The organism is Streptomyces californicus (assembly GCF_000717645.1).
In the GTDB taxonomy this organism is placed as follows: Bacteria; Actinomycetota; Actinomycetes; order Streptomycetales; family Streptomycetaceae; genus Streptomyces; species Streptomyces californicus.
This window is the reverse complement of record NZ_JNZZ01000001.1, coordinates 487,172-510,864: the sequence shown is the minus strand read 5'-3', so window position 1 is coordinate 510,864 and position 23,693 is coordinate 487,172. Positions and strand designations below refer to the sequence as shown.

At 73.1% G+C, this 23,693-nt stretch carries 22 protein-coding genes; 17 read left to right on the top strand and 5 right to left on the bottom strand.

Going from position 1 to position 23,693, the window contains the following annotated elements; genetic code table 11:
- Nucleotides 1–136 precede the first annotated feature (136 nt).
- Nucleotides 137–1,477 carry an aminotransferase-like domain-containing protein gene (locus IF19_RS0102135; RefSeq protein ID WP_030276104.1) on the top strand — a complete coding sequence of 447 codons (1,341 nt, stop codon included), beginning with the start codon at nt 137–139 and terminating at the stop codon, nt 1,475–1,477.
- Nucleotides 1,478–1,500: 23 nt separating this feature from the next.
- Here IF19_RS0102135 and IF19_RS0102130 read toward each other — a convergent pair whose 3' ends face one another.
- Both IF19_RS0102130 and IF19_RS0102125 read right to left on the bottom strand, forming a co-directional pair.
- Complete coding sequence (locus IF19_RS0102130; RefSeq protein ID WP_030114708.1) at nt 1,501–3,018, bottom strand: cryptochrome/photolyase family protein; 1,518 nt, start codon at nt 3,016–3,018, stop codon at nt 1,501–1,503.
- A gap of 124 nt (nt 3,019–3,142) precedes the next feature.
- On the bottom strand, nt 3,143–3,577 hold the full coding sequence (locus IF19_RS0102125; protein WP_030119817.1) for a hypothetical protein: 435 nt from the start codon (nt 3,575–3,577) through the stop codon (nt 3,143–3,145).
- 115 nt (nt 3,578–3,692) lie between these two features.
- Between IF19_RS0102125 and IF19_RS0102120 the strand changes: the two genes are divergently transcribed.
- The gene (locus IF19_RS0102120; RefSeq protein WP_030114710.1) at nt 3,693–4,505 is read left to right on the top strand and encodes a helix-turn-helix domain-containing protein; all 813 of its coding nucleotides are present in this window, start codon (nt 3,693–3,695) and stop codon (nt 4,503–4,505) included.
- Between the two features lie 183 nt (nt 4,506–4,688).
- Here the strand turns inward: IF19_RS0102120 and IF19_RS0102115 are convergent, their stop codons facing one another.
- Nucleotides 4,689–4,913: a hypothetical protein gene (locus tag IF19_RS0102115; RefSeq protein WP_030114711.1), complete on the bottom strand. Its 225-nt coding sequence runs from the start codon at nt 4,911–4,913 to the stop codon at nt 4,689–4,691.
- Between the two features lie 158 nt (nt 4,914–5,071).
- Between IF19_RS0102115 and IF19_RS0102110 the strand changes: the two genes are divergently transcribed.
- From IF19_RS0102110 to IF19_RS0102090, 5 genes are all read left to right on the top strand, one after another.
- Entirely contained in the window at nt 5,072–6,022 is a 951-nt protein-coding gene (locus IF19_RS0102110) for a hypothetical protein (protein ID WP_030114712.1), read from the top strand.
- 137 nt (nt 6,023–6,159) lie between these two features.
- Complete coding sequence (locus IF19_RS0102105; protein WP_030114713.1) at nt 6,160–7,206, top strand: iron-siderophore ABC transporter substrate-binding protein; 1,047 nt, start codon at nt 6,160–6,162, stop codon at nt 7,204–7,206.
- Nucleotides 7,207–7,256: 50 nt separating this feature from the next.
- Nucleotides 7,257–8,294, top strand: coding sequence for a FecCD family ABC transporter permease (locus tag IF19_RS0102100; RefSeq protein ID WP_030114714.1), 1,038 nt, complete (start codon nt 7,257–7,259; stop codon nt 8,292–8,294).
- Nucleotides 8,291–9,358 carry a FecCD family ABC transporter permease gene (locus tag IF19_RS0102095; protein ID WP_030114715.1) on the top strand — a complete coding sequence of 356 codons (1,068 nt, stop codon included), beginning with the start codon at nt 8,291–8,293 and terminating at the stop codon, nt 9,356–9,358. Before IF19_RS0102100 ends, IF19_RS0102095 begins: the two co-directional genes overlap by 4 nt.
- Before the next feature lie 136 nt (nt 9,359–9,494).
- Nucleotides 9,495–10,037, top strand: a complete 543-nt coding sequence (locus IF19_RS0102090) for a hypothetical protein (RefSeq protein ID WP_030114716.1) — start codon at nt 9,495–9,497, stop codon at nt 10,035–10,037.
- A 254-nt stretch (nt 10,038–10,291) separates the two neighbouring features.
- On the opposite strand, the gene IF19_RS0102085 is transcribed toward IF19_RS0102090, so the two are convergent.
- Nucleotides 10,292–10,963: a DedA family protein gene (locus IF19_RS0102085; RefSeq protein ID WP_030114717.1), complete on the bottom strand. Its 672-nt coding sequence runs from the start codon at nt 10,961–10,963 to the stop codon at nt 10,292–10,294.
- Between the two features lie 24 nt (nt 10,964–10,987).
- Nucleotides 10,988–11,875: an SIS domain-containing protein gene (locus IF19_RS0102080; RefSeq protein ID WP_030114718.1), complete on the bottom strand. Its 888-nt coding sequence runs from the start codon at nt 11,873–11,875 to the stop codon at nt 10,988–10,990.
- Nucleotides 11,876–12,114: 239 nt separating this feature from the next.
- On the opposite strand from IF19_RS0102080, the gene IF19_RS0102075 reads away from it, so the two are divergent.
- The 10 genes from IF19_RS0102075 to argF all read left to right on the top strand — a co-directional run bounded on the left by IF19_RS0102075 (nt 12,115) and on the right by argF (nt 23,417).
- A complete protein-coding gene (locus IF19_RS0102075) occupies nt 12,115–12,912 on the top strand; it encodes a DeoR/GlpR family DNA-binding transcription regulator (protein WP_030114719.1) in 798 nt (265 codons plus the stop codon).
- A 174-nt stretch (nt 12,913–13,086) separates the two neighbouring features.
- Complete coding sequence (locus IF19_RS0102070) at nt 13,087–13,491, top strand: cell division protein SepF (RefSeq protein WP_030114720.1); 405 nt, start codon at nt 13,087–13,089, stop codon at nt 13,489–13,491.
- A gap of 213 nt (nt 13,492–13,704) precedes the next feature.
- On the top strand, nt 13,705–14,064 hold the full coding sequence (locus IF19_RS0102065) for a nucleotide pyrophosphohydrolase (protein WP_030114721.1): 360 nt from the start codon (nt 13,705–13,707) through the stop codon (nt 14,062–14,064).
- Between the two features lie 124 nt (nt 14,065–14,188).
- Complete coding sequence (locus IF19_RS0102060) at nt 14,189–14,701, top strand: DUF6099 family protein (RefSeq protein WP_030114722.1); 513 nt, start codon at nt 14,189–14,191, stop codon at nt 14,699–14,701.
- 105 nt (nt 14,702–14,806) lie between these two features.
- Entirely contained in the window at nt 14,807–15,730 is a 924-nt protein-coding gene (locus IF19_RS0102055; protein ID WP_030114723.1) for an LLM class F420-dependent oxidoreductase, read from the top strand.
- Between the two features lie 71 nt (nt 15,731–15,801).
- Nucleotides 15,802–16,719 carry a homocysteine S-methyltransferase gene (gene mmuM / locus IF19_RS0102050; protein ID WP_030276106.1) on the top strand — a complete coding sequence of 306 codons (918 nt, stop codon included), beginning with the start codon at nt 15,802–15,804 and terminating at the stop codon, nt 16,717–16,719.
- 87 nt (nt 16,720–16,806) lie between these two features.
- Nucleotides 16,807–18,345: a 3' terminal RNA ribose 2'-O-methyltransferase Hen1 gene (locus IF19_RS0102045; protein WP_030114726.1), complete on the top strand. Its 1,539-nt coding sequence runs from the start codon at nt 16,807–16,809 to the stop codon at nt 18,343–18,345.
- Complete coding sequence (locus IF19_RS0102040) at nt 18,342–20,984, top strand: polynucleotide kinase-phosphatase (RefSeq protein ID WP_030119821.1); 2,643 nt, start codon at nt 18,342–18,344, stop codon at nt 20,982–20,984. The genes IF19_RS0102045 and IF19_RS0102040 overlap by 4 nt, the downstream gene beginning before the upstream one ends.
- 97 nt (nt 20,985–21,081) lie before the next feature.
- Complete coding sequence (locus IF19_RS0102035; protein ID WP_030114728.1) at nt 21,082–22,317, top strand: arginine deiminase; 1,236 nt, start codon at nt 21,082–21,084, stop codon at nt 22,315–22,317.
- 95 nt (nt 22,318–22,412) lie between these two features.
- Entirely contained in the window at nt 22,413–23,417 is a 1,005-nt protein-coding gene (argF, locus tag IF19_RS0102030; protein ID WP_030114729.1) for an ornithine carbamoyltransferase, read from the top strand.
- The last annotated feature ends 276 nt before the right edge of the window (nt 23,418–23,693 follow it).

Sequence of the window (23,693 nt, the reverse complement as noted above, 5' to 3'; positions counted from 1 at the left end):
CCGGCCGTACGGCTCGGTGCGATCGAAGCCTAGATTTCGCTCTCGGCTCGGTGCAATAGTGGACATTGCACTCGGTGCAATGTGGGCGTCCGGTGCTCCGCTTCGTCGGCCGGGGCCAGGGAAAGGGGACGACGGGATGGATTTCCGCACTGTCGCGGACACTGCGGCGGAGGAGATCGCGAGCGGGCGGCTCAGGCCCGGGGAACGGCTGCCGCCGCAGCGGGAGTTCGCCCGGCGGCACGCCATCGCCGACTCCACCGCCGCCCGCGTCTACCAGGAGCTCGCCCGCCGGGGGCTCACCGCCGGCCACGTCGGCCGCGGCACGTTCGTCACGGAGCGGCCGGGCGCGCCCGGCCCGGCGCCCGCCCTCTCCGAGCCCTCCGCGGGCCGGATCGACCTGGAGCTCAACCACCCCGTCGTCCCCGAGCAGGCCGCGCTGCTCGCCGCCGGCCTGGAGCACGTGATCGACCCCGACCGCCTGGAGTCGGCGCTCCGCCCGACCGGGCCCGCCGGCACGCCCGGCGCCAGGGAGGCGGCCGCCGCGCTGCTCGCGCGGGGAGGGTCCCGGCCCGCCCCGGGGGACGTCCTGTTCGCCGGGAACGGCCGGCAGGCGATCTCCGCCGCCGTCGCCGCGCTGACCAGGCCGGGGGCGCGCCTGGGCGTCGAGGAGTTCACCTACCCGGTGCTGAAGGCCGTCGCCGCCCGGCTCGGCGTCACCCTCGTGCCCCTGGCCATGGACGAGGAGGGGCTGATCCCCGAGGCGGTGGCCGAGGCGCACCGCACCGAACCGCTGCACGCCGTCTACGTCCAGCCCGTCCTGCACAACCCGCTGGGCCGCACCATGTCCCCGCGCCGCCTCGACCACCTGGCCGATGTGCTGCTGACCTCGGGAATCCACGCGGTCGAGGACGCCGTCTGGGCCTTCCTCCGGGACGACCTGCCGTCCCTCGCCTCCCGCGCCCCGGAGCGGACCGTGCTCGTGGACAGCCTCTCCAAGCGGCTCGCCCCGGGCCTGACCGTCGGGTTCGCGGTGGCCCGGGCCCCGCTCGCCGGCCGGGTCACGGCGGCCCTGCGCTCCGGCGGATGGGCGCCGTCGCGGTTCCCCCTGGAGGCGATGGCACGCTGGCACGCGGACGGAACCGCCGAGACCCTCGCGCGGGCCAAGCGGCGGGAGGCACGGGCGCGGCAGGAGATCGCGCGACGCCATCTCGGCGACTTTCGGACGAGCGGCGACCCCGGTTCGTACTACCGCTGGTGGGAGCTGCCCGCCCCGTGGCGCGCCGACACCTTCGTCGCCGCCGCCGCGCGGCACGGCATCGCGGTGACCCCGGCCGCCGCCTTCCGCGTCGGCCGCCGGAGCGTCCCGCACGCGATCCGCCTCGGCCTCGCCTCACCCACCCGCCACGCCCTCTCCCACGCCCTCACCACCCTCGCCGACCTCGCCCGAACCGCACCGCACGAACTCACGGACGCCTGAACGGCTTCCGGCCCGGCCCCTCCTCAGGGCGCCCGGTCGCCCCGGCGTGCGGTCTCCTCCAGGAGGCCGTCGAGGTCCTTCAGCCGGTCCAGGCCCTTCACCGCCCTGGCCATGCGGTGGTTATGGCCCAGCGACTCGCGGTGTCGGTGGAGAAAGGCCCAGTAGCCCGCCGTGTACGGGCAGGCGTGCTCGCCGGTGCGCTCGGTGGGGCGGTAGGCGCAGGGCCCGCAGAGATCGCTCATCTTGTGGATGTAGGACCCGCCGGAGGTGTACGGCTTGGTCGTCATCCGGCCGCCGTCCGCGTACTGGGACATGCCGACGACGTTGGGCAGCATCACCCAGTCGTAGCCGTCCACGAAGCACCGGTGGAACCAGTCCGTCACCGCCGCCGGGTCCCAGCCGTCCTGGAGCGCCCGGCTGCCGAGCACCATCAGGCGCGGGATGTGGTGGGTCCACCCGGTGTCGCGCACCTGCCGCAGCACGGTGGACAGGCAGTGGGCGGTGACCGCGTCGGCGTCCAGGTCGAGGAACCAGTCGGGCAGCGAAGCCCGGTGGCGCAGCGCGTTGCGGGACCGGTACTCCTCGCCGAAGTGCCAGTACAGCTGCCAGACGTACTCCCGCCAGCCGGCGATCTGCCGGACGAACCCCTCGACGCTGTTGAGCGGCGCGTCGCCCGACCGCCACGCCTTCTCCGCCCGCTCCACGCATTCGGCGGGGTCGAGGAGGCCGAGGTTGAGGGGGACGGACAGCAGGCTGTGGCTCATCACGGGGTCGGCGGTGAGCATCGCGTCCTCGTACCGGCCAAAGTCGCCGAGGCGGTGGGCGACGAAGCGCCGCAGCGCGGCCAGGGCCTCCCGCCGGGTGACGGGGAAGCGGCGCGGACCGTCCCGGCCGACGAACGCGACCTCCCCGTCACGCTCCCAGCGGTCGAGGTCGCGGCGCACCTCGTCGTCGATCTCGTCCTCGCGCGGCCGGTAGGGAGCGGGGACGTCCAGCTCCTCGCGGCCCCGGGGCGGCGGCTCGCGGTTGTCGTGGTCAAGGTTCCACGTCCCCCCGGCCGGCCGGTCGCCGTCCATGAGCAGCTCGTGCTCCCGCCGCACCCACCGGTAGAAGCCCTCCATCCGCAGCCGGTCGCCGCCGTGCTCCTCGGCCCACGCGCCGAACTCCTCCCGGGGCACCAGGAAGCCCCGGGCCGGCAGGACGTCGACGTCGTCCCGGGCGGTCACGAACTCCAGGGCGGCCCGGGAGGTCGGGTGGCAGACCGTCAGCCGGCCGCCGCCGCCGTCGAACCCGGCCTCCGCCAGCCCCTCCGCATAGGTCCGGGCCCGCACGTAGCGGACCCGGTCGCCCAGTTCGGCGGCCCGGTGCCGCATCGCGGAGAGGACGACGTGGGCCTTGGCCCGGTGGAAGCGGCGGCGGCGCAGTACGGAGCGGGCCTCGATCATCAGGACCGGAGCGCGGGCGTCCGGACCGCCGTCGCGTGCGTCGAGGAAGTGGGGACCGAGCTGATCCCCGAAGAGCCAGTGGGTGCGTGGTGCCATCGCGAGCGCCTGTCCTGCCGTCGGGTACCCCCGTCACCCACGCTAGGGAGGCGCCGGGCCGGCCCCGGCGACGCCACGCCGGGCGGCCCGGTCGCACCGGTCGCACCCCGGCCGTTCGGGCCGCTCAGGCCGTCCCCGCCGTCATGCGCCGCAGGCCCGTGTACTGGAGCGCGGTGTAGACCGCCACGATCACCGCGCCGATCAGCAGGAACACCACCCCCGTGCCGTTCAGCGGTACGACGTCGGCGAAGGCCGTCACCAGGCAGCCGACCGCGCAGACGGCGTTGACCGCGACCACGGTCCGCGCCAGGGCGAGCGGAATCACCGGGTAGCCCGCGATCAGGGCGAGGCAGGCCGCTCCGCCCAGTTGGAAGATCCCGAACCCCACCGCGAAGGCCACCGGCATCCCGGTCAGGGAACCCAGCGGTGCGGCGGCCGCGACCAGCACGAGCCCCATCACGGCGGTGCTCACACTGTCCACGCGCAGCACCAGACGGAGGAAGCGGGCGGGGTCCGCCGCGGAGGCGGGCGGGGCGGCCGGGGCGAGGGCGTAAGTCATGACGTATCTCCTTCGTGCGGCGGGTCGGTGACACCGTGTCACGCGGGGGCGCCGGGACTCCATGACCTCCCAGGTCAAGTCCGCGGCGGCGCGACGTCCTCTGTACGGTGAGGGCATGGAGATCCAGGAGCCGTCCCGCGTGGGCCCGTTGCTGCGGGAGTGGCGTCGCCGTCGCAAGCTCAGCCAGCTCGAACTGGCCCTGCGCGCGGACTCCTCGACCCGCCATCTCTCCTGCGTGGAGACCGGCCGCGCCCGGCCGAGCCGCGAGCTGCTGCTCCGGCTCGCCGAGCACCTCGACATCCCGCTGCGCGACCGCAACGGCCTGCTGCTCGCGGCCGGTTACGCCCCGGCCTACCGGGAGTCGCCGCTCGACAGCGAGCCGATGGCCATGGTCCGCTCGGCGATCAGGGCGATGCTCGCCGGCCACGAGCCGTACCCGGCCGCCGCGATCGACCGGGCCTGGAACATCGTCGACCGCAACGACGCCATGTCCCTGCTCATGGGCACCGTGCCACCGCGTCTGGCGGAGTCGGGCGGCAACGTGATGCGGCTGATCCTCCACCCGGAGGGGCTCGCCCCGCAGTGCCTCAACTTCGCCCAGGTCCGCGCGCACGCCCTCGGCCGGCTGCGGCACCAGGCCGACACCACCGGCCACGACGACCTCCGCGCGCTGTACGAGGAGGTGTCCGCCTATCCGGTCCCGCCGGGCCTCGACACCGACCCCGGCCCGGTGGACCCGGCCGGCATCGTCGTCCCGCTGCGCATCCGCACGCCCCTCGGCGACATGGCGTTCTTCAGCACGATCGCCACCTTCGGGGCGCCGGCCGACGTGACCCTGTCGGAGCTGGCGGTGGAGTCGTTCTTCCCGATGGACGAGCGGACCGACGCCCTGCTGCGCACTCTGGCGTCGATGGGCGCGCAGGGGTAGCGGACCGTACGCCGATGAGGCACGGCCGTACGCAAGCGGGGTACGGCGCGTTGCGCGGCCGCACGCCCACGGGATGCGGCGCGGTGCACGGCCGTACGCCCACGGGGCGCGCCGGCGGGTGACCGTACTTCCTCGGCGCGGTCCGTTCGCGTGCCCTTCGTGGACGCGGGCGGAGGTCAGAGGTCAGTAGGGACGCCGGTCGGAGCCGGAGCGCGGCTTGGGGTACGGGTGGGACCCGAACCCCCTTCCCTCGCTGCGTAGTTGCCGGGCCCGTATCCGGGCCGCCTGCTCGATCAGCAGCCCGTCCGCGTTCTCGGTCGGGCCCCTCCGCCCACGCCGGATCAGCACCACCGCACACCACGCGGACGCCGCGCCGATTCCCGCCACCAGTGCGACGAACGCCCCCATGTATCTCCCGATCCCTGAACGCCGAACACAGTCGCGTACGCCATCCTCCCCGCCCGTCTCCGCGCGTCGCAAGGGCGGATCCCGGTTGACTTGATACCCCCAGGGGGTATGGTGAGGTGAGTGGTCGCGCTCCGGCGGCCCTGATGAGGGAGTGGGTCATGCAGACCGGTCTCAGGATCACGGCCTTCGCGGCGGGCCTCGCGGCGGCCTTCGGTTCGGCGTACGCGGTGGGCGGGGCGCTGGAGCCCGCCGACGCACCGAAGAAGCCGGCCCACCAGGACGCCCACGGCGAGAAGGAGCGGCCGGCGGCCGGGAAGGGGGAGGCGGAAGACCTCCCCGGCGGGCTGGCGGTCTCCCGGGACGGCTTCACGCTCGACCTCGACACCCCGCGCGTCGAAGCGGGCGAACCCGCCGAACTGCGCTTCTCCGTCGTGGACGAGGACACCTCCCGCAAGGTGACCGCGTTCCGCCGCGAGCACGGCAGGGAACTGCACCTGATCGTCGCCTCGGGCGACCTCGCCACCTACCGGCACCTGCATCCCGTACGGGCCGCCGACGGCACCTGGTCCGCCCCCGTCGAACTGCCCGAGGCCGGCGGCTACCGCGTCTTCGCCGACTTCACCCCGGACGTGAAGAACGCCGAAGGAGTCACCCTCGGCGCGGACCTCGCGGCGGCGGGCGACGCGCGCCCCGAACCGCTGCCGGACACCGGGCGGACCGTGACCGTCGACGGGTACGAGGTGACGCTCGACGGGGCCCTGCGTCCCGGCGCGGGCACTGAGATCACGATGGAGGTCGAGAAGGACGGCAAGCCGGTCACCGACCTCCAGCCGCACCTCGGCGCGTACGGCCACCTCGTCGCACTCCGCGCCGGCGACCTCGGGTACCTCCACGTCCATCCGAACGGCGAGCCCGGCGACGGCCGGACGAAGCCGGGCCCCGGGATCTCCTTCACCGCGACGGCCCCGACCAAGGGCGCCTACCGCCTCTTCCTCGACTTCCGGCACGAGGGCAAGGTCCGCACCGCCGCGTTCACCGTGCACGCCGGGGGAGCGTCCCCCGAGGCGTCCGTGCCCGGGAGCGGAGAGACCCCCGGCCACGGACACTGAGCGCCGTCCGCCCGCCGGAGGGTGATGAGTCCCTGCGGGCGGGTCGAGAAGGCGGGAAGGGGGCCCGGTCGGCAGCACCCGCAGCTCTGGCTTAGGCTTGCCTAACCTTCACTGCTCGGCCAACCTGAGGACCCTCCATGCTCGGCTTCACCCGCGTGCGCCGCCACACCATCGCCGCCACGGCCACCACCGTCGCCCTCGCCGTCGCCCTGGTCGGCTGCTCCTCGGACGGCGACGAGAAGGACGGGGCGAAGGACTCGGCCAAGAGCGGCGGCGCGTTCCCCGTCTCGATCAAGAGCTCGCTCGGCACCGCGAAGATCGAGGAGAAGCCCGAACGCATCGTCACCCTCGGCCAGGGTTCCGCCGAGACCGCGATAGCCCTCGGTGAGACCCCGGTCGGCATCGAGAGCTACCCGTGGGGCAGCGACAAGTCCGGCTACCTGCCGTGGATCGACGAGGCCGTGAAGAAGTCCGGCGACAAGCTCCCGAAGCAGTTCACCGGCGGCGAGGAGATCGACTTCGAGGCGATCACCGAGCTGGAGCCCGACGTCATCCTCGCCCCCTGGTCGGGCATCACGCAGAAGCAGTACGACGTCCTCAAGGACATCGCTCCCACGGTCGCCTACCCCGACCAGGCGTGGAGCACCGACTGGGACCAGCAGATCGACATCATCGGCAAGGCGCTCGGCCGCACCGAGGACACCGACGGCCTCAAGACGAAGATCGAGAAGCAGCTCGCCGACGCCGCGGCCACCCGGCCGAACTACAAGGACGTCACCTTCTCCTACATCTACAACTCCGGCCCCGGCACCCTCGGCGTCTTCAAGCCCGAGGAGCAGCGCGTCAAGATGGTCTCCTCGCTCGGCCTGAAGGTCGACCCGGTCGTCAACGGCTTCAAGGAGACGCCCGGCACCGACTCGGCCCTCATCGGCCTGGAGAACGCCGAGAAGCTCAAGGACAGCGACGTCGTCTTCACGTTCTACACGGACGAGAAGAACCGCAAGGAGATCGAGGGCCAGAAGCTGTACGCCGCGATCCCCGCCATCAAGAAGGGCGCCGTCGTCGCGAGCAACGACAACTCCTTCGTCACCGCCTCCTCGATCATCAACCCGCTGACCGTGCCGTGGACGATCGAGCGCTACCTGCCGCTCATCGACAAGGCCGTCAAGACCGCCGCCAAGTAACCCCGGCCGGGTATCCGGACCGCCGAGCCCGCAAGGCACACTCCCCTTCCATGGCAACCACCACGGCCGCACCCCCGAGCGGCGCCGGTACCTCCCGTACCGGCGCCGCCCGGGTGGCGTTCCTCCTGCTCCTCGGCCTGGCCGCGCTGGCACTCGCGCTGTGCGCCAGCGTCATGTTCGGCAGCCGCTCCACGTCGTTCGGCGACGTCCTCGACGTCCTGCGCTCCACCGCCGACCCCAACATCACCACCATCGTCGAGAGCCGCTACCCGCGCACCGCCCTCGGCGTCCTCGCCGGTCTCTGCCTGGCGGTCGCCGGCACCCTCATGCAGGGCGTCTCCCGCAACCCGCTGGCCGAACCGGGCCTCCTCGGCATCAACGCCGGCGCCTCCGCGAGCATCGTCGCCGCGACGGCCTGGCTCGGGGCCTCCGGAGCCACCGACACCATGTGGTGGGCGCTGCCCGGAGCCCTTCTCGCCGGCGTCCTCGTCCACGTCATCGGCTCCGCCGGCACGGGGACGAGCGTGGTGCGCCTGGTCCTCGCCGGGGCCGTGCTCACCGCCGTCCTCATGGCGTTCATCCAGGCCGTGACCCTCAGCAAGCCCCAGGTCTTCGACAGCTACCGCTACTGGGTCGTCGGAGCGCTCGGCGGCCGGGACTTCGACGTCTTCTGGTCCGTCCTGCCGTTCGCCGCCGCCGGCTTCCTGCTGGCCCTCGCCCTCGGCCCCGGCCTCAACGCCCTGGCCCTCGGCGACGCGACCGCCGTCGCCCTCGGCTCGCACCCCGGGCGCACCCGGGGCGGCGGCCTGCTCGCCGCCACCCTGCTCAGCGCCGCCGCGACCGCCGCCGTCGGCCCGATCGCCTTCGTCGGCCTCGCCGTTCCGCACGTCGTCCGGGCCGTGGTCGGCGTCGACTTCCGCGCCCAGATCCTCTTCTCCGCCCTGCTCGGCCCGACCCTGCTGCTCCTCGCGGACGTGGTGGGCCGGGTCGTCATGCGGCCCACCGAACTCATGGTCGGCGTCGTCACCGCCTTCATCGGCGCACCCGCGCTGCTCATCGCCGTACGCAGGATGCGGGGCACCTCATGACCGTCACCACCCGGACCGCTCCCACCCGCAAGGCCCCCCGCGGCTATCTGACCGTCGGCAGCACCGTGGCGGTCCCCGTGCGCCGGGCCTCCGTGCTCGCCGGGCTCGGCCTGTTCGTCCTCCTTCTCGCCGCAGCCGTGGCGACCCTGGCCTGGGGGCGCCTCGGCATCGAGCTCGCCGATCTGCCCGCCGCCCTCGTCGGCGACGCGGAGGGCAAGGACCGGTTCGTCTTCAACCGGCTGCGGGGCCCCCGCCTCACCGTCGCCATCGGCGTCGGCGCCGCACTCGGCCTCTCCGGCGCGCTGTTCCAGTCCGTCACCCGCAACCCGCTGGGCAGCCCGGACGTCATCGGCCTCTCCGCCGGGGCGGGCGCGGGCGCCGCGTTCTGCGCCCTGATGTTCCCCGACACGGTCCCCGTCCCCGTGGGCGCGCTGATCGGCGCGATCCTCGCGATGGCCCTCGTGTACGTCTCCACCGGCACCGGCTTCCGTAACCCCGCCCGGCTCGTCATCGCGGGCATCGGGGTCGCCGCGATGGGCGCCGCCGTCACCCAGTACGTCGTCTACGCCCTGGAACGCGACAAGGCGTCCGTCCTCACCGCGTACGTCAACGGCAGCCTGACCGCACGCTCCTGGACCGACGCCACGACCGTCTGGCTGGTCCTGGCCGCCGCCGCCCCGCTGGCCGCGCTGATCTCGCGGCGGCTCGACATCGGCGAGATGGGCGACGACATCGCCGAGGCGCTGGGCTCCGAACCGAAGAAGGCCAAGACCCTCGCCGTCGTCCTCGCGATCGCCCTCTCGGCCGCCGCCGTCAGCGTCTCCGGGCCCATCGCCTTCATCGCCCTGACCGCGCCCCAGATCGCCCGCCGCCTCAGCCGGGGTTCGGGCCCCCACCTGCTCCTCTCCGCGCTCACCGGCGGCCTGCTGCTGGTGCTCGCGGACCTCTGCTCCCAGCAGCTGGCGCTCTTCGACGACCTGCCCGTCGGGATCTACACGATGGCGATCGGCGGCGCGTACCTCGGTTATCTGCTGGTACGGGAGTGGCGCAGGGGAGTGCTCTGAGGCCGCCCGGGACCGGAGCCGACGGGCGGGCTCCGGCCGTTGCGCCGAGGGGAGTTCGCCCGCGGGGCGGAGTCCGGCGGCGCGTCGGACCGGTGGCGACTGGTCACGTACAGGTTCGTGGACCATACTGCCCGCCGTGGAGCAGAGCATAGATTCGAACAAGAAGCCCGAGTTCGCCGCAGGCACCGACCCGGCGTTCATCCCCCTGCCCGGGCTGGCGGCGCCCGCCGCGCCCCGGAAGCCCGAACCGGAACCGGAGGCCGATTCCGGCGCGGCCCCGGAGGCCGGGGTCGAACGCGACGACGAGCCCGGAACGGCCGCGCCGGAGGGCGAGTCGGACCGGGAGGCCGAGGCGGCGGAGACGGCCGAAGCGGAGGGCGACGAGGCCGGCGCCGAGGACGGCCCGGTCTTCGAGGTGAGCGACCGGCGCGGTTCGATCCGGGTGGCGCGGGAAGGCGTCCGCTTCCGGCTGGACGACCAGGAGGCCGAGTTCGGCTGGGACGAGATCGGTGCGGTGGAGACCACTCCGGCCCGCTTCGGCCGCCGGTTCACGGTGACCGTCCACCTCTCGACCCGCCGCTGGTTCAACGCGGAGGTCGAGGCGGGCAGCCGCAGCGAGCTGAAGGCGTGGCCGGCCGAACTGGACAAGGCCCTGGACGCCTACTTCGAGGAGTCCTGAGCCGCCCGCGCACGGGACGCTCCGACGCGGGCGTCCTGTCCGCGGGCACGGCAGGGGAACGCGGCCACCGGTGCCGCCGGGGCCGCTTCGACGGCCCTGACGCCCGGCGCGGGTCGAACCGCTGGGTCGGCCCCGTCGTCCGGCGCGGTTCGGACCGCCGACGCGGTACGGGCGTTCGGCGCTGATCGCATCGCCGGTCCGGCGCGGGCCGTCCCCGCGGTCGCCCCGGCCCCCGCCCGAACCGCCCGCCGCCGTCAGGGCTTCTCCCGCCCGCGCCCTCGGACGCGTACGACGACGTACCCGATCAGGGCGACGGCGGCCAGCGCCAGCACCACCTTGGACACGAGCCCCACGTACCTGCCGACCACGTCCCACTGGTCGCCGAGCCAGTAGCCGGTCATCACCAGCACGGTGTTCCACACCAGGCTGCCCGCCGCCGTCAGCGCGACGAACACCGGCAGCGGCATGCGCTCCACACCCGCGGGCACCGAGATCAGGCTCCGGAACACCGGCACCATCCGCCCCAGCAGCACCGCCTTGGTGCCGTGCCGGGCGAACCACGCCTCCGTACGCGTCAGGTCGGACGCCTTGACCAGCGGCAGCTTCGCCCACCAGGCGTGCATCCGCTCCCGGCCGAAGACGGCGCCGATCCCGTACAGCACCACCGCGCCGACGACCGAGCCGAGCGTGGTCCAGAACAGGGCGGAGGCGATGCTGAGCACGCCCTGCGAGGCCGCGAACCCGGTCAGCGGGAGGATGACCTCGCTGGGCAGCGGCGGGAACAGGTTCTCCAGCGCGATCGCCGCGCCCGCGCCGGGACCGCCGAACGTCTCGACGAGCCCGGCGGCCCAGCCGGCGATGCCCCCCTGCGGCTCCGAGGCGGCGAGCAGCCGCCCGGCCACCGCCGAGGACGGGGTCAGGTCCATGCCCCCATGGTCGCAGGCCCGGGCTCAGGACCCGTCGAGCACCACCGAACGGCTCAGGTGGCGCGGCAGGTCGGGATCGAGACCCCGCGCGGCCGCCCGCGCCAGCGCGAGGCGCTGGACGCGTACGAGATCGGCCAGCGGGTCGAGTGGACTGTCCACCCAGGTGGCGCCCGTCGCGCCCACCTGCTCCGCCAGGCCCTCGGGGGCCTCGCCGAGCATCCAGGTGGCGGTCCCCTCCGTGGAGATGCTGATGGGGCCGTGGCGGTACTCCATCGCGGGGTACGACTCGGTCCAGGAGAGCGATGCCTCCTTCATCTTCAGCGCCGCCTCGTGGGCCAGGCCGACCGTCCACCCCCGGCCGAGGAAGGAGAACTGCGCGGCGTCCAGCAGCCCGTCGGGCAGCGGCTCGGCGAGGGCGGTCTCCGCGTCCGCGACGGCCTGTCCGGTGTGCAGGCCGAGGTGGGCGCGCAGGAGGGTGAGGGCCGTCGTGGCGAAGCGGGTCTGGACCACGGACCGCTCGTCGGCGAAGTCCAGGACGACGAGATCGTCGGCCGCGGCCTTGACGGGGGTCTCCGGATCGGCGGTGACCGCCACCGTGCGCGTGGTGCCGCGCAGCCGGTTCAGCAGTTCCAGGACCTCGGTGGTGGTGCCCGAGCGGGTCAGCGCGATGACCCGGTCGTAGGAGCGGCCGAAGGGGAACTCGGAGGCGGCGAAGGCGTCGGACTCGCCCTGCCCCGAACCCTCGCGGAGCCCGGCGTAGGCCAGTGCCATGTAGTACGACGTGCCGCAGCCGACGACCGCGATCCGCTCGCCGGCGGCGGGCAGGGCGGCGGCCTCGGGGCCACCGGCCAGAGCGGCGGCGCGCCGCCAGCAATCGGGCTGACTGGCTGTCTCGGTCTCGGCATACGACACGTCTGCACTCCACGGGAACGAGGTGGGTCACGGCGACGGGCTGAGCGGGACCGGCCCTGACTCCTCCCGCCCGGATGTAGAATTATGCACGTTACATGCAGTTATCGAGCAAAAACAAGCAAGGTGCAGGTGGGGGGCGGGCGACCGGCGACCGCTGTGCGACGCTTGCGGCGGTCCGGTCCCCGGCGACCGCGTTCCCGCGAAACGCGGTGCCCGCGCCGGACGGTGAGGAGACGCTCTTGTCCAGGGACGCCCGGTGGGACGCGCTGCTGGAACTGGTCGGCAAGCACGGCAGGGTGGACGTCGAGGAGGCGGCGGCGGCGCTCGACGTCTCGGCCGCCACCATCCGCCGCGACCTGGACCAACTGGCCGAGCAGCACCTGCTGACCCGCACGCGGGGCGGCGCGGTGGCGCACGGTGTCTCCTACGAACTGGCGCTCCGTTACAAGACGGGGCGCCACGCCCCCGAGAAGCAGGCCATCGGGCGTGCGGTGTCGGGGCTGGTCGCCGTCGGCGAGGTGGTCGGCCTGACCGGGGGGACGACGGTGACCGAGGTGGCCAGAGCGCTGGCGGTGCGCCCGGACATCGTGGGCGAGACGGCGGTGGCGGGCGGGCAGCCGACGCTGACCGTGGTGACCAACGCCCTCAACATCGCGAGCGAACTGGCGATCCGGCCGCAGATCAAGATGGTGGTGACGGGCGGGGTCGCGCGGCCCCAGTCGTACGAGTTGACGGGGCCGCTCGCGGTCGGCGTGATGAACGAGATCACCCTGGACGTCGCCGTGCTCGGAGTGAACGCCATCGACATCGACCGCGGTGCGTACGTCCATCACGAGGGCGAGGCCAGCGTCAACCGGCTGCTCGCGGAACGGGCGCAGCGGGTGGTGGTGGCGGCCGACTCGTCGAAGATCGGCAAGCGCGCGTTCGCCCGGGTCTGCGATCTGGGGCCGGTCGACGTCCTGGTCACCGACGCCCGGATCGGCGCGGAGGCGAGGGGCCGGTTCGCAGAGGCGGGGGTGCAGGTCATCGCGGTCTGAGCGCCGGGGCGTGCGGAACGTCATGAAGCGGTGTCGGTCGGGTACCGGAAACGACAAGGAGACCGAGTTCGCCGTGTCGCTGGTACGCCGAACGGGTGAGGGGCGAGAGGATTGCCTGATGAACAGTGAGTGCAGCCGGTGCGAACCCGCCCGGCTCGACGACGGGGTGGACCTGTGAGCAGGTACGACAGGTATGACAGATACGACGCCACCGATGAACAGTGGGAGGGGCTCGCCCAGGTCGTACCGCTGCGCGGCCGGGACGAATGGCCGTCGCGCGTCGACCACCGCACCGTGCCGCGTGACCGAGCGGCCGAACAGCGACGCCTCGTCGTGATGCGGGTGCAGGTCTTCGCGGACGCGCGCGAGGTCGCCGAGTACCTGGTCGCCAAGGTGCCGGTGCTGCTCGACCTGACGGCGGCGGAGACGGACGTGGCGAAGCGGATTCTCGACTTCACCAGTGGTGTGGTGTTCGGCCTCGGCAGCGGTATGCACCGCGTCGACCGCAATGTCTTCCTGCTCTCGCCGGAGGGCATGGAGGTCGAGGGGGTCACCCCCGCGGGCATCGCTCATTCGTAGCTGTGGCTGTGGCTGTGGCTGTGGCTGTGGCTGTGGCTGTGGCAGCCGGCGCCGCGGCGGCCGAGGTGGCTGTGGTCGTGGCCGGCGGCAAGGGGAGCGGCAGTCGGGGTGATGGCCGGACCGGGCCGCCGCCCCCGGCCGCACCGCGCGCGACGCCCGGGTCCGGAGGTGGGCCCGAGGGCGTTGTCGGTGGCCGGTGATAGACCTGGTGCCGTGAACGACATCGATGTGGCAGAACTCCAGCGCCGCCTGGCCGCGTTCGCCGCGGCGCGGGACTGGGGGCAGTACCACACCCCGAAGAACCTGGCGGCCGCGCTCAGCGTCGAGGCGTCCGAACTCCTGGAGATCTTCCAGTGGCTGACGCCCGAGCAGTCCGCCGCCGTCATGGAGGACCCGGAGACGGTCCACCGGGTCGCCGACGAGGTCGCGGACGTGTTCGCTTACCTCCTGCAGTTCTGCCAGGTGTTGGGCATCGATCCGACGGCCGCGCTGGCGGCCAAGGTGGAACGGAACGAGAAACGGTTCCCCCTCCCGGAGGCCCCGGAACCCGAGGATCGTCACTCTTCGGAGTGATCAAGTTATCCACATTCGACTTCGTGTCCACAGATTTCCGATTTCCTCTGGCTTTACGGTGGCGTTGCCCTCACTGTGGGTAATGAATGAGGTGAGCGGGTTTTCGTATGGACGGGGGAGACCGATGGAAGCGGAGCGACTCATCGAGGTCGGGCGCCGGGCGCTGGCGGGCAGCCGGGGCGCGCTGGACGTCATGGCGGAGGCGTGGCAGGCGCAGGCGGTGGCCCGGGCCATCGGCAGCCGGCTGGCGGCGTGCGGACCGCTGGAGTTACGGAGTGAGGCACGGGCACTGGGGGAGATCGGGGCCGGCTGCTCGGCGCTGGACCATCCGTCGGTGCTCTCCGGTGGTGCTCGGGCGGCGCAGTTGTCCGGGATGGCCGAGGTGCGGCCGACCCTGTCGGCGCTCGCACTGCTGCTTTCGGAGGCCGGGATCGCGTTGGTCGGGGTGGCCTGCGACACGGGTGAGGACAATCTGTACTGGCAGTGCATCGAGGCCATGGACGCCGCGGACGAATCGCTCGACCGCGTCCACGGAATGCTGAGACGGCTGTCCGAGCGGGAGCCGGAGCGCGAGCGGGATCGCGACGGCCCCTACGACGGCATACGCGGCCCCGCGGCCTCGGCGGCCGGCCCCTGAGGGCGGTCGTGCGGAGGCGCCCGGGGGAGCCGGTGCGGGGAGAGGCCGAGACGGTCCGGCCGGGCTGATGCGGAGGACCCCGTGCCGGAGGGGCAGGATGGAGGCATGGATCTTCGCATCTTCACCGAGCCCCAGCAGGGGGCCGACTACGACACCTTGCTCACCGTCGCCAAGGCCACCGAGGACCTCGGCTTCGACGCCTTCTACCGTTCCGACCACTACCTCCGGATGGGCTCCGGCGACGGCCTTCCGGGCCCGACCGACGCCTGGATCACCCTGGCGGGGCTGGCGCGCGAGACCCGGCGCATCCGGCTCGGCACGTTGATGACCGCAGGCACCTTCCGACTGCCGGGCGTCCTGGCCATCCAGGTGGCCCAGGTCGACCAGATGTCCGGCGGCCGCGTCGAACTGGGCCTGGGAGCGGGCTGGTTCGAGGAGGAGCACCGGGCCTACGGCATCCCGTTCCCGAAGGAGAAGTTCGGCCGCCTGGAGGAGCAGCTCGCGATCGTCACCGGTCTGTGGGCGACGGAGGTCGGCAAGACCTTCAGCTACGACGGCACCTACTACCAGCTCACCGACTCGCCCGCGCTGCCCAAGCCCGCCCAGGCCAAGGTGCCCGTCCTGATCGGCGGCCACGGGGCGACCCGCACCCCGAGGCTCGCCGCGCAGTACGCGGACGAGTTCAACATCCCGTTCGCCTCGCTGGAGGACAGCGAGACCCAGTTCGGCCGGGTCCGGGCCGCCGCGCAGGCGCACGGGCGCTCGCCCGACGACCTCGTGTACTCCAACGCGCTCATCGTCTGCACGGGCAAGGACGACGCCGAGGTCGCCCGGCGGGCGGCGGCCATCGGCCGGGACGTGGAGGAGCTCAAGGCGAACGGCCTCGCGGGATCGCCCGCCGAAGTGGTCGACAAGATCGGCCGCTACGCGGCGATCGGCTCGCAGAGGATCTACCTCCAGATCCTCGACCTGGACGACCTGGACCACCTGGAACTGATCTCCTCGCAGATCCAGTCCCAGCTGACCTGACCTGACCTGACCTGACCTGACCTGACCTGACCTGACCTGACCCGACCCGACCTGAGGAGGTGGAGGTGGCTGTGAGTACCGGAGGCACGCTCGCCGACGCGCTGGACGCCGGGCCTGTCCCGCTGGACGGCGGGCTCTCCAACCAACTGGAGGCGCAGGGCTGTGATCTGTCGGACGCGCTCTGGTCGGCCCGGCTGCTGGCCGACGCGCCGGAGCAGATCGAGGCGGCCCATCTCGCCTACCTCCGGGCGGGCGCGCGGGTGCTCATCACGGCCAGTTATCAGGCCACCTTCGAAGGGTTCGCGCGGTACGGGATCGACCGGGCCGGAGCCGAGGCCCTGCTCGCCCGCAGCGTGCGGCTGGCCCGGCGCGCCGCCGACACGGCGCGCCGGACCGGTCCCGGGCGGGAGAGCTGGGTCGCCGCGTCGGTCGGTCCGTACGGGGCGATGCTCGCGGACGGCAGCGAGTACCGGGGGCGCTACGGGCTCGGCGTCCGGGAGTTGGAGCGGTTCCACCGCCCCCGGGTCGCGGCCCTGGCCGCTGCCGGGCCCGACGCCCTGGCGTTGGAGACGGTGCCGGACGTGGACGAGGCGGAGGCCCTGGTCCGGGTGGCCGAGGAGACCGGGGTGCCGTACTGGCTCTCGTACAGCGTGGCGGGTGGCCGGACCCGGGCCGGGCAGCCGCTGGAGGAGGCGTTCGCGGTGGCGGCCGGCCGCGACGGCGTCCTCGCGGTCGGGGTCAACTGCTGCGACCCGGAGGAGGCGCAGGAAGCGGTGGAGGTGGCGGTCGCGGTGACCGGTCGGCCCGCCGTGGTCTACCCGAACAGCGGGGAGGGATGGGACGCCGGGGCGCGGCGATGGACCGGGCACGGCACGTTCGACCCGGGCCGGGTGCGGGCCTGGGCCCGTGCCGGGGCGCGGCTCGTCGGGGGCTGCTGCCGGGTGGGGCCGGAGCAGGTGGCCGAGCTGGCCGGGCGACTGGAGGCGTAGGCGGGCGGGGAGCCCGGGGCGTTCGGCTGAGGCGGGTGCGGCGAAAATACCTGGTGGGGGCAGGGGGTGATGGCCATACTCGGACAGGTGTTCCTGACCATCGGTACCACCGGCACCCCTGAACGTCCCGCCACCGATCTGGGCTTTCTGCTGCACAAGCATCCCGACAAGGCGCAGGCGTTCTCCACCTCGCACGGCTCCGCGCACGTCTTCTACCCCGAAGCGTCCGCCGAGCGCTGCACGGCCGCGCTCCTGCTGGAGGTGGATCCGGTGGCGCTGGTGCGGCGCGGCAAGGGCAAGGGCCGGGGCGGAGCCCCCGACGCGGCCCTCGCGCAGTATGTCAACGACCGCCCCTACGCCGCTTCCTCGCTGCTGTCGGTCGCCATCGCCGCCGTCTTCAAGTCCGCGCTCGGCGGTGTCTGCCGGGCCATGCCCGAGCGGGCCGAGAACCCGTTGCCGCTGCGGATCGAGGTGCCCGCCCTCCCCGCGCGGGGCGGGGCCGAGCTGGTGCGCAAGCTGTTCACACCCCTGGGCTGGGAGCGGGTCGAGGCCACGGCCGTACCGCTGGACGAGCAGTTCCCCGCCTGGGGCGACTCGCGCTACGTACAGCTGGTGCTGGAGGGGGAGATGCGGCTCGCCGACGCGCTGCGGCAGGTCTACATCCTGCTCCCCGTGCTCGACGACGCCAAGCACTACTGGGTCGCGCCCGACGAGGTGGACAAGCTGCTGCGGGCCGGGGAGGGCTGGCTGGCCGAGCACCCCGAGCGGCCGCTGATCACGCGCCGCTATCTCTCCCACCGCTGGGGGCTCACCCGCCAGGCCGATCAGGCGCTGGAGCTGGTGCGGCTCGCCGAGTCGGACGACCTGGACGTGGGCTCCGTCGACAACGCGGTGGACGAGAGCACCGACACCGAGGAGAAGCCGGTCCCGCTGGCCGAGCACCGGTGCACGGCGATCCTCGACGCGCTGCGGGCCGCCGGTGCGAGCCGGGTGCTCGACCTCGGCTGCGGCCAGGGCCAGTTGGTGCAGGCGCTGCTCAAGGACGTGCGTTTCACCGACATCGTGGGCGTCGACGTCTCGATGCGCGCCCTGACCATCGCCTCGCGACGGCTCAAGCTGGACCGGATGGGAGAGCGCCAGGCCGGCCGGGTCACCCTGCGGCAGGGTTCGCTGACCTACACCGACAAGGCGCTGACGGGGTACGACGCGGCCGTGCTCAGCGAGGTGATCGAGCACCTGGACCTGCCCCGGCTGCCGGCCCTGGAGTACGCGGTGTTCGGTGCGGCCCGACCGGGAACGGTGGTCGTGACCACGCCGAACGTCGAGTACAACGTCCGCTGGGAGACCCTCCCGGCCGGACACGTCCGGCACGGGGACCACCGCTTCGAATGGACCCGGGGCGAATTCCGGGAATGGGCGGAGCAGGTCGCCGCACGGCACGGCTACACCGTCCGGTACGTGCCGGTCGGGGAGGACGACCCCGAGGTGGGGCCGCCGACCCAGATGGCCGTGTTCTCCCGGAGCGCGGACACCGCGCCCGGGGCCGGGAGCGCGGGCCGGAAGACGCATGACGCAGAGAACAGCACCACGGAGAAGACCGGGAAGAAGGAGGCGGAAGCCGCATGACCGACGAACACAGCGGGACCGGCGCGGAAGCGACAACCGCCGCCCCCGCCGAGGACACGCCCGGCGCCGCCCCCGCCGCAGGCGCGCTCGAAGCCACCACCGCCGCCGGGCGCGTCCTGCCGGTGACCGACCTCTCCCTCGTCGTGCTCATCGGGGCCAGCGGCTCGGGCAAGTCCACCTTCGCCCGCCGGCACTTCAAGCCGACCGAGATCGTCTCCTCGGACGTCTGCCGGGGCCTGGTCGCCGACGACGAGAACGACCAGAGCGCCAGCCGCGACGCCTTCGACGTGCTGCACTACATCGCGGGCAAGCGCCTGGAGGCCGGACGGCTCACCGTCGTCGACGCCACCAACGTCCAGTCCGAGAGCCGCAAGCAGCTCGTCCAGCTCGCCAGGAAGTACGACGTCCTGCCCATCGCCATCGTCCTCGACCTCCCCGAGGAGGTCTGCGCCGCACGCAACGCGGCCCGCCCCGACCGCGCCTCCATGCCGCGCCACGTCATCCCGAGGCACCGCCGCGAGCTGCGGCGCTCCCTGCGCGGACTGGAACGCGAGGGCTTCCGCAAAGTGCACGTGCTGCGCACCGAGGAAGAGGCCGAGCACGCCCGGGTGGTCCTGGAGCGCCGCTACAACGACCTGCGCCACCTCACCGGCCCGTTCGACATCGTCGGGGACGTCCACGGCTGCAGCTCCGAACTGGAGACCCTGCTCGCCAGGCTCGGCTACGTGGACGGCGCCCACCCCGAAGGGCGGACGGCCGTGTTCGTCGGCGACCTCGTCGACCGCGGGCCCGACAGCCCCGGGGTGCTGCGCCGCGTCATGTCGATGGTGGCGGCGGGCAACGCCCTGTGCGTCCCCGGCAACCACGAGAACAAGCTCGGCCGCTATCTCGCGGGCCGCAAGGTCCAGCTCACCCACGGGCTCGCCGAGACCGTCGAGCAGCTGGAGCGCGAGGACGCCGAGCACCCCGAGTTCCGGGGCGAGGTACGGGCGTTCATCGACTCCCTCGTCAGCCACTACGTCCTGGACGAGGGCAAGCTGGTGGTCTGCCACGCGGGGCTGCCCGAGAAGTACCACGGCCGCACCTCGGGCCGGGTCCGCTCGCACGCGCTGTACGGGGACACCACGGGGGAGACCGACGAGTTCGGCCTGCCCGTGCGCTACCCGTGGGCCGAGGAGTACCGGGGCCGCGCCACCGTGGTCTACGGCCACACCCCGGTGCCCACCACGTCCTGGATCAACAACACCATCTGCCTCGACACCGGGGCCGTCTTCGGCGGGAGGATGACCGCGCTGCGCTGGCCGGAGCGCGAACTCGTCGACGTACCCGCCGAGAAGGTCTGGTATGAGCCGCTCAGGCCCCTCGTCACCGAGGCGCCCGGGGGCCGGGAGGGCCGGCCGCTGGACCTCGCCGACGTGCGGGGGCGCCGCGTGGTGGAGACCCGGCAGCTGGGCCGCGTCGCCGTGCGTGAGGAGAACGCCGCCGCCGCGCTCGAAGTCATGAGCCGGTTCGCCGTCGACCCCCGGCTCCTCGCCTACCTCCCGCCCACCATGGCTCCCACCGCCACCTCGCGCGAGGACGGCTTCCTGGAGCACCCGGCCGAGGCGTTCGCGCAGTACGCGGCGGACGGCGTCGAGCGGGTCGTGTGCGAGGAGAAGCACATGGGCTCCCGCGCCGTCGCCCTGGTCTGCGCGGACGCGGCGGCCGCGACCGCCCGCTTCGGCACGGCCGGCCCCACCGGCGCGCTGTACACCCGCACCGCACGTCCCTTCCTGGACGACCCGGCCCTGACCGAGGAGATCCTGGACCGCCTCCGTAGCGCCGTCACCGCCGCCGGGCTCTGGGAGGAGTGGGGCACCGACTGGGTGCTCCTGGACGCCGAGCTGATGCCGTGGTCGCTCAAGGCGGGCGGCCTGCTGCGCTCGCAGTACGCCGCCGTCGGCGCCGCGTCCGGCGCCGCCCTCCCGCCGGCCGTGGCCGCGCTGGAGCGGGCGGCCGCCCGGGGCGTCGAGGTGGCGGGCCTCGCCGGGCAGCAGCGGGAGCGGGCGAAGGACGCCGCCGCTTTCACCGAGGCGTACCGGCACTACTGCTGGCCCACGGAGGGGCTGGACGGGGTGCGGCTCGCCCCCTTCCAGATCCTCGCCGTCCAGGGCCGCTCCCTGGCCGCAGTCCCGCACGACGAGCAGCTCGCCTGGCTCGACCGGCTCGTGGAGCACGACCCGACCGGGCTGCTCCAGGTCACCCGGCGCCTCGTCGTGGAGACCGGTGACGGGGCGTCGGTCCGGGCGGGTGTCGACTGGTGGCTGGAGATGACCGGGCGCGGCGGCGAGGGCATGGTCGTCAAGCCGCTCGGCGCCCTCGTCCGGGACGCCAAGGGCCGGCTCGTCCAGCCCGGCGTCAAGGTGCGCGGCCGGGAGTACCTCCGCATCATCTACGGCCCCGAGTACACCCGCCCGGAGAATCTGGAGCGCCTGCGCTCCCGGTTCCTCGGCCACAAGCGCTCGCTGGCGCTGCGGGAGTACGCGCTCGGCCTGGAGGCCCTGGACCGGCTGGCCGACGGCGAGCCGCTGTGGCGGGTCCACGAGGCTGTGTTCGCCGTCCTGGCCCTCGAATCGGAGCCGGTGGACCCCCGGCTCTGACCGGTTCGCCCCGGGGCGCGCCCGCCGGTGGCGCGCCCCGCGGAACCCGTGGGCGATTCGCCGGGTGAACGGCGCTCCGCGCGGTGAGGATGGGGACATGGGATTCCACGTCGACTCCGAGACCGGGCGGCTGCGCCGCGTCATACTGCACCGGCCGGGGATGGAGCTGAAGCGCCTCACCCCCACGAACAAGGACGCGCTCCTGTTCGACGACGTCCTGTGGGTGCGCCGCGCCCAGGAGGAGCACGACGGGTTCGCCGAGGTCCTGCGCGACCGGGGGGTCGCCGTGCACCTCTTCGGCGACCTCCTGCGTGAGTCCCTCGACATCCCGGTCGCGCGGCGGCTCGTGCTGGACCGGGTCTTCGACGAGAAGGAGTACGGCCCGCTCGCCACCGAGCACCTGCGGGCCGTCTTCGAGGAGTTCAGCGCGGCGGAGCTGGCCGAGGTGCTGGTCGGCGGCATGACCAAGCGGGAGTTCCTGGAGCGGCACAGTGAGCCGACCTCCGTCCGCTTCCACGTGATGGAGCTGGACGACTTCCTCCTCGGCCCGCTGCCCAACCACCTCTTCACCCGGGACACCTCGGCGTGGATCTACGACGGGGTCTCCATCAACGCGATGCGCTGGCCCGCCCGGCAGCGCGAGACCGTCCACTTCGAGGCGATCTACCGGCACCATCCGCTCTTCACCGGACAGCAGGCGGGCGCCTTCCACCACTGGTCGGAGGGGCAGGACGACTACCCCTCCACCATCGAGGGCGGCGACGTCCTGGTCATCGGCCAGGGGGCCGTCCTGATCGGGATGAGCGAGCGCACCACCCCGCAGGCCGTGGAGATGCTGGCCCGCGGGCTCTTCGACGCCGGATCGGCGCGCACGATCGTGGCGCTCGACATGCCGAAGGCCCGCGCGTTCATGCACCTGGACACGGTGATGACGATGGTGGACGGCGACACGTTCACCCAGTACGCGGGGCTCGGCATGCTCCGCTCGTACACCATCGAACCCGGCAGCGGCCCCCGTGAGCTCAAGGTCACCGACCACCCGCCCGAGCACATGCACCGCGCCATCGCCGCCGCGCTCGGCCTGGACTCCATCCGGGTCCTCACCGCCACCCAGGATGTGCACGCGGCCGAGCGCGAGCAGTGGGACGACGGCTGCAACGTGCTCGCGGTCGAGCCCGGGGTCGTCGTGGCGTACGAGCGCAACGCGACGACCAACACGCATCTGCGCCGGCAGGGCATCGAGGTGATCGAGATCCGGGGCAGCGAGCTGGGCCGGGGCCGCGGCGGCCCGCGCTGCATGAGCTGCCCGGTGGAGCGCGACCCGGTGGAGTGAGGGGGCGGGCCTGTATAGGGATACGGGTAATCGTATAGACTTCCAGTTCTGCCGCGCGCAGAGCGCCGATCCCGTCCCATCCAGGAGCAGCCATCATGGCCATAGACCTCACCGGCCGTCACTTCCTCAAGGAGCTGGACTTCACCTCCGAGGAGTTTCTCGGCCTGGTCTCACTGGCCGCCGAGCTCAAGGCGGCCAAGAAGGCCGGGGCCGAGGTTCAGCGCCTGCGTGGGAAGAACATCGCGCTGATCTTCGAGAAGACCTCGACGCGCACCCGCTGCGCGTTCGAGGTGGCCGCCGCCGACCAGGGCGCGTCCACCACCTACCTCGACCCCTCGGGTTCGCAGATGGGCCACAAGGAGTCCGTGAAGGACACCGCCCGGGTGCTCGGCCGGATGTTCGACGGGATCGAGTACCGGGGCGACAGCCAGCAGGCCGTCGAGGAGCTGGCGGAGTACGGGGGGGTGCCGGTGTTCAACGGTCTCACCGACGACTGGCACCCGACCCAGATGCTGGCCGACGTGCTCACCATGACCGAGCACGGGACGGGGGGCCTCGCCGGGACGGCCTTCGCCTACCTCGGTGACGCCCGCTTCAACATGGGCAACTCCTACCTGATCACCGGCGCCCTGCTCGGCCTGGACGTCCGGATCGTGGCCCCCGAGGCGTACTGGCCGGGCGAGGCCGTCGTGGCGCGGGCCAAGGAGCTGGCTGCCGCGAGCGGGGCGACGATCACCCTCACCGCCGACGTCGCCGAGGGGGTGCGGGGCGCCGACTTCGTCGCCACCGACGTGTGGGTCTCCATGGGGGAGCCCAAGGAGGTGTGGGCCGAGCGGATCGCCGCCCTCGCGCCGTACGCCGTGACGATGGACGTCCTGCGGGCCACCGGCAGGCCCGACGTGAAGTTCCTGCACTGCCTGCCGGCCTTCCACGACCTCGGCACCCAGGTCGGCCGGGACGTCCACGCCCGGTACGGCCTGAGCGAGCTGGAGGTCACCGACGAGGTCTTCGAGTCGTCCCACTCGGTCGTCTTCGACCAGGCCGAGAACCGGATGCACACGATCAAGGCCGTTCTGGTGGCGACCCTGGCCGGGGCGTAGCTCCTCGCCACCGCGGCGGCCGGCCCGACCTCGTACCGGCGCGTGTACACGTGTCGGTACGGGGGGTGGCGGCGCACGTGTACGCGTGCGGGCGCGGAGGGCGGGAAGAGGGCAGGGGTGCGCATGCACATGCACCCGATGGGGTGAACATGCGGCATGTTGGCTACGATGTCGGCTCTGGTGGGGTTCGGGCCCGGTGCCCGGACCCCTTGCCTGTGCCGCCGCGGTTGCCGGCGCACGTCCCCCCACTGCACCACCAGAGATGAGAACGTCCCC

Bases quoted from the DNA above. Each gene is read 5' to 3' on its own strand.
- IF19_RS0102135 (WP_030276104.1), top strand. From the start codon at position 137: ATGGATTTCCGCACTGTCGCGGACACTGCGGCGGAGGAGATCGCGAGC.
- IF19_RS0102130 (WP_030114708.1), bottom strand. From the start codon at position 3,018: ATGGCACCACGCACCCACTGGCTCTTCGGGGATCAGCTCGGTCCCCAC.
- IF19_RS0102125 (WP_030119817.1), bottom strand. From the start codon at position 3,577: ATGACTTACGCCCTCGCCCCGGCCGCCCCGCCCGCCTCCGCGGCGGAC.
- IF19_RS0102120 (WP_030114710.1), top strand. From the start codon at position 3,693: ATGGAGATCCAGGAGCCGTCCCGCGTGGGCCCGTTGCTGCGGGAGTGG.
- IF19_RS0102115 (WP_030114711.1), bottom strand. From the start codon at position 4,913: ATGGGGGCGTTCGTCGCACTGGTGGCGGGAATCGGCGCGGCGTCCGCG.
- IF19_RS0102110 (WP_030114712.1), top strand. From the start codon at position 5,072: ATGCAGACCGGTCTCAGGATCACGGCCTTCGCGGCGGGCCTCGCGGCG.
- IF19_RS0102105 (WP_030114713.1), top strand. From the start codon at position 6,160: ATGCTCGGCTTCACCCGCGTGCGCCGCCACACCATCGCCGCCACGGCC.
- IF19_RS0102100 (WP_030114714.1), top strand. From the start codon at position 7,257: ATGGCAACCACCACGGCCGCACCCCCGAGCGGCGCCGGTACCTCCCGT.
- IF19_RS0102095 (WP_030114715.1), top strand. From the start codon at position 8,291: ATGACCGTCACCACCCGGACCGCTCCCACCCGCAAGGCCCCCCGCGGC.
- IF19_RS0102085 (WP_030114717.1), bottom strand. From the start codon at position 10,963: ATGGACCTGACCCCGTCCTCGGCGGTGGCCGGGCGGCTGCTCGCCGCC.
- IF19_RS0102060 (WP_030114722.1), top strand. From the start codon at position 14,189: ATGGAAGCGGAGCGACTCATCGAGGTCGGGCGCCGGGCGCTGGCGGGC.
- IF19_RS0102055 (WP_030114723.1), top strand. From the start codon at position 14,807: ATGGATCTTCGCATCTTCACCGAGCCCCAGCAGGGGGCCGACTACGAC.
- IF19_RS0102040 (WP_030119821.1), top strand. From the start codon at position 18,342: ATGACCGACGAACACAGCGGGACCGGCGCGGAAGCGACAACCGCCGCC.
- IF19_RS0102035 (WP_030114728.1), top strand. From the start codon at position 21,082: ATGGGATTCCACGTCGACTCCGAGACCGGGCGGCTGCGCCGCGTCATA.
- argF (WP_030114729.1), top strand. From the start codon at position 22,413: ATGGCCATAGACCTCACCGGCCGTCACTTCCTCAAGGAGCTGGACTTC.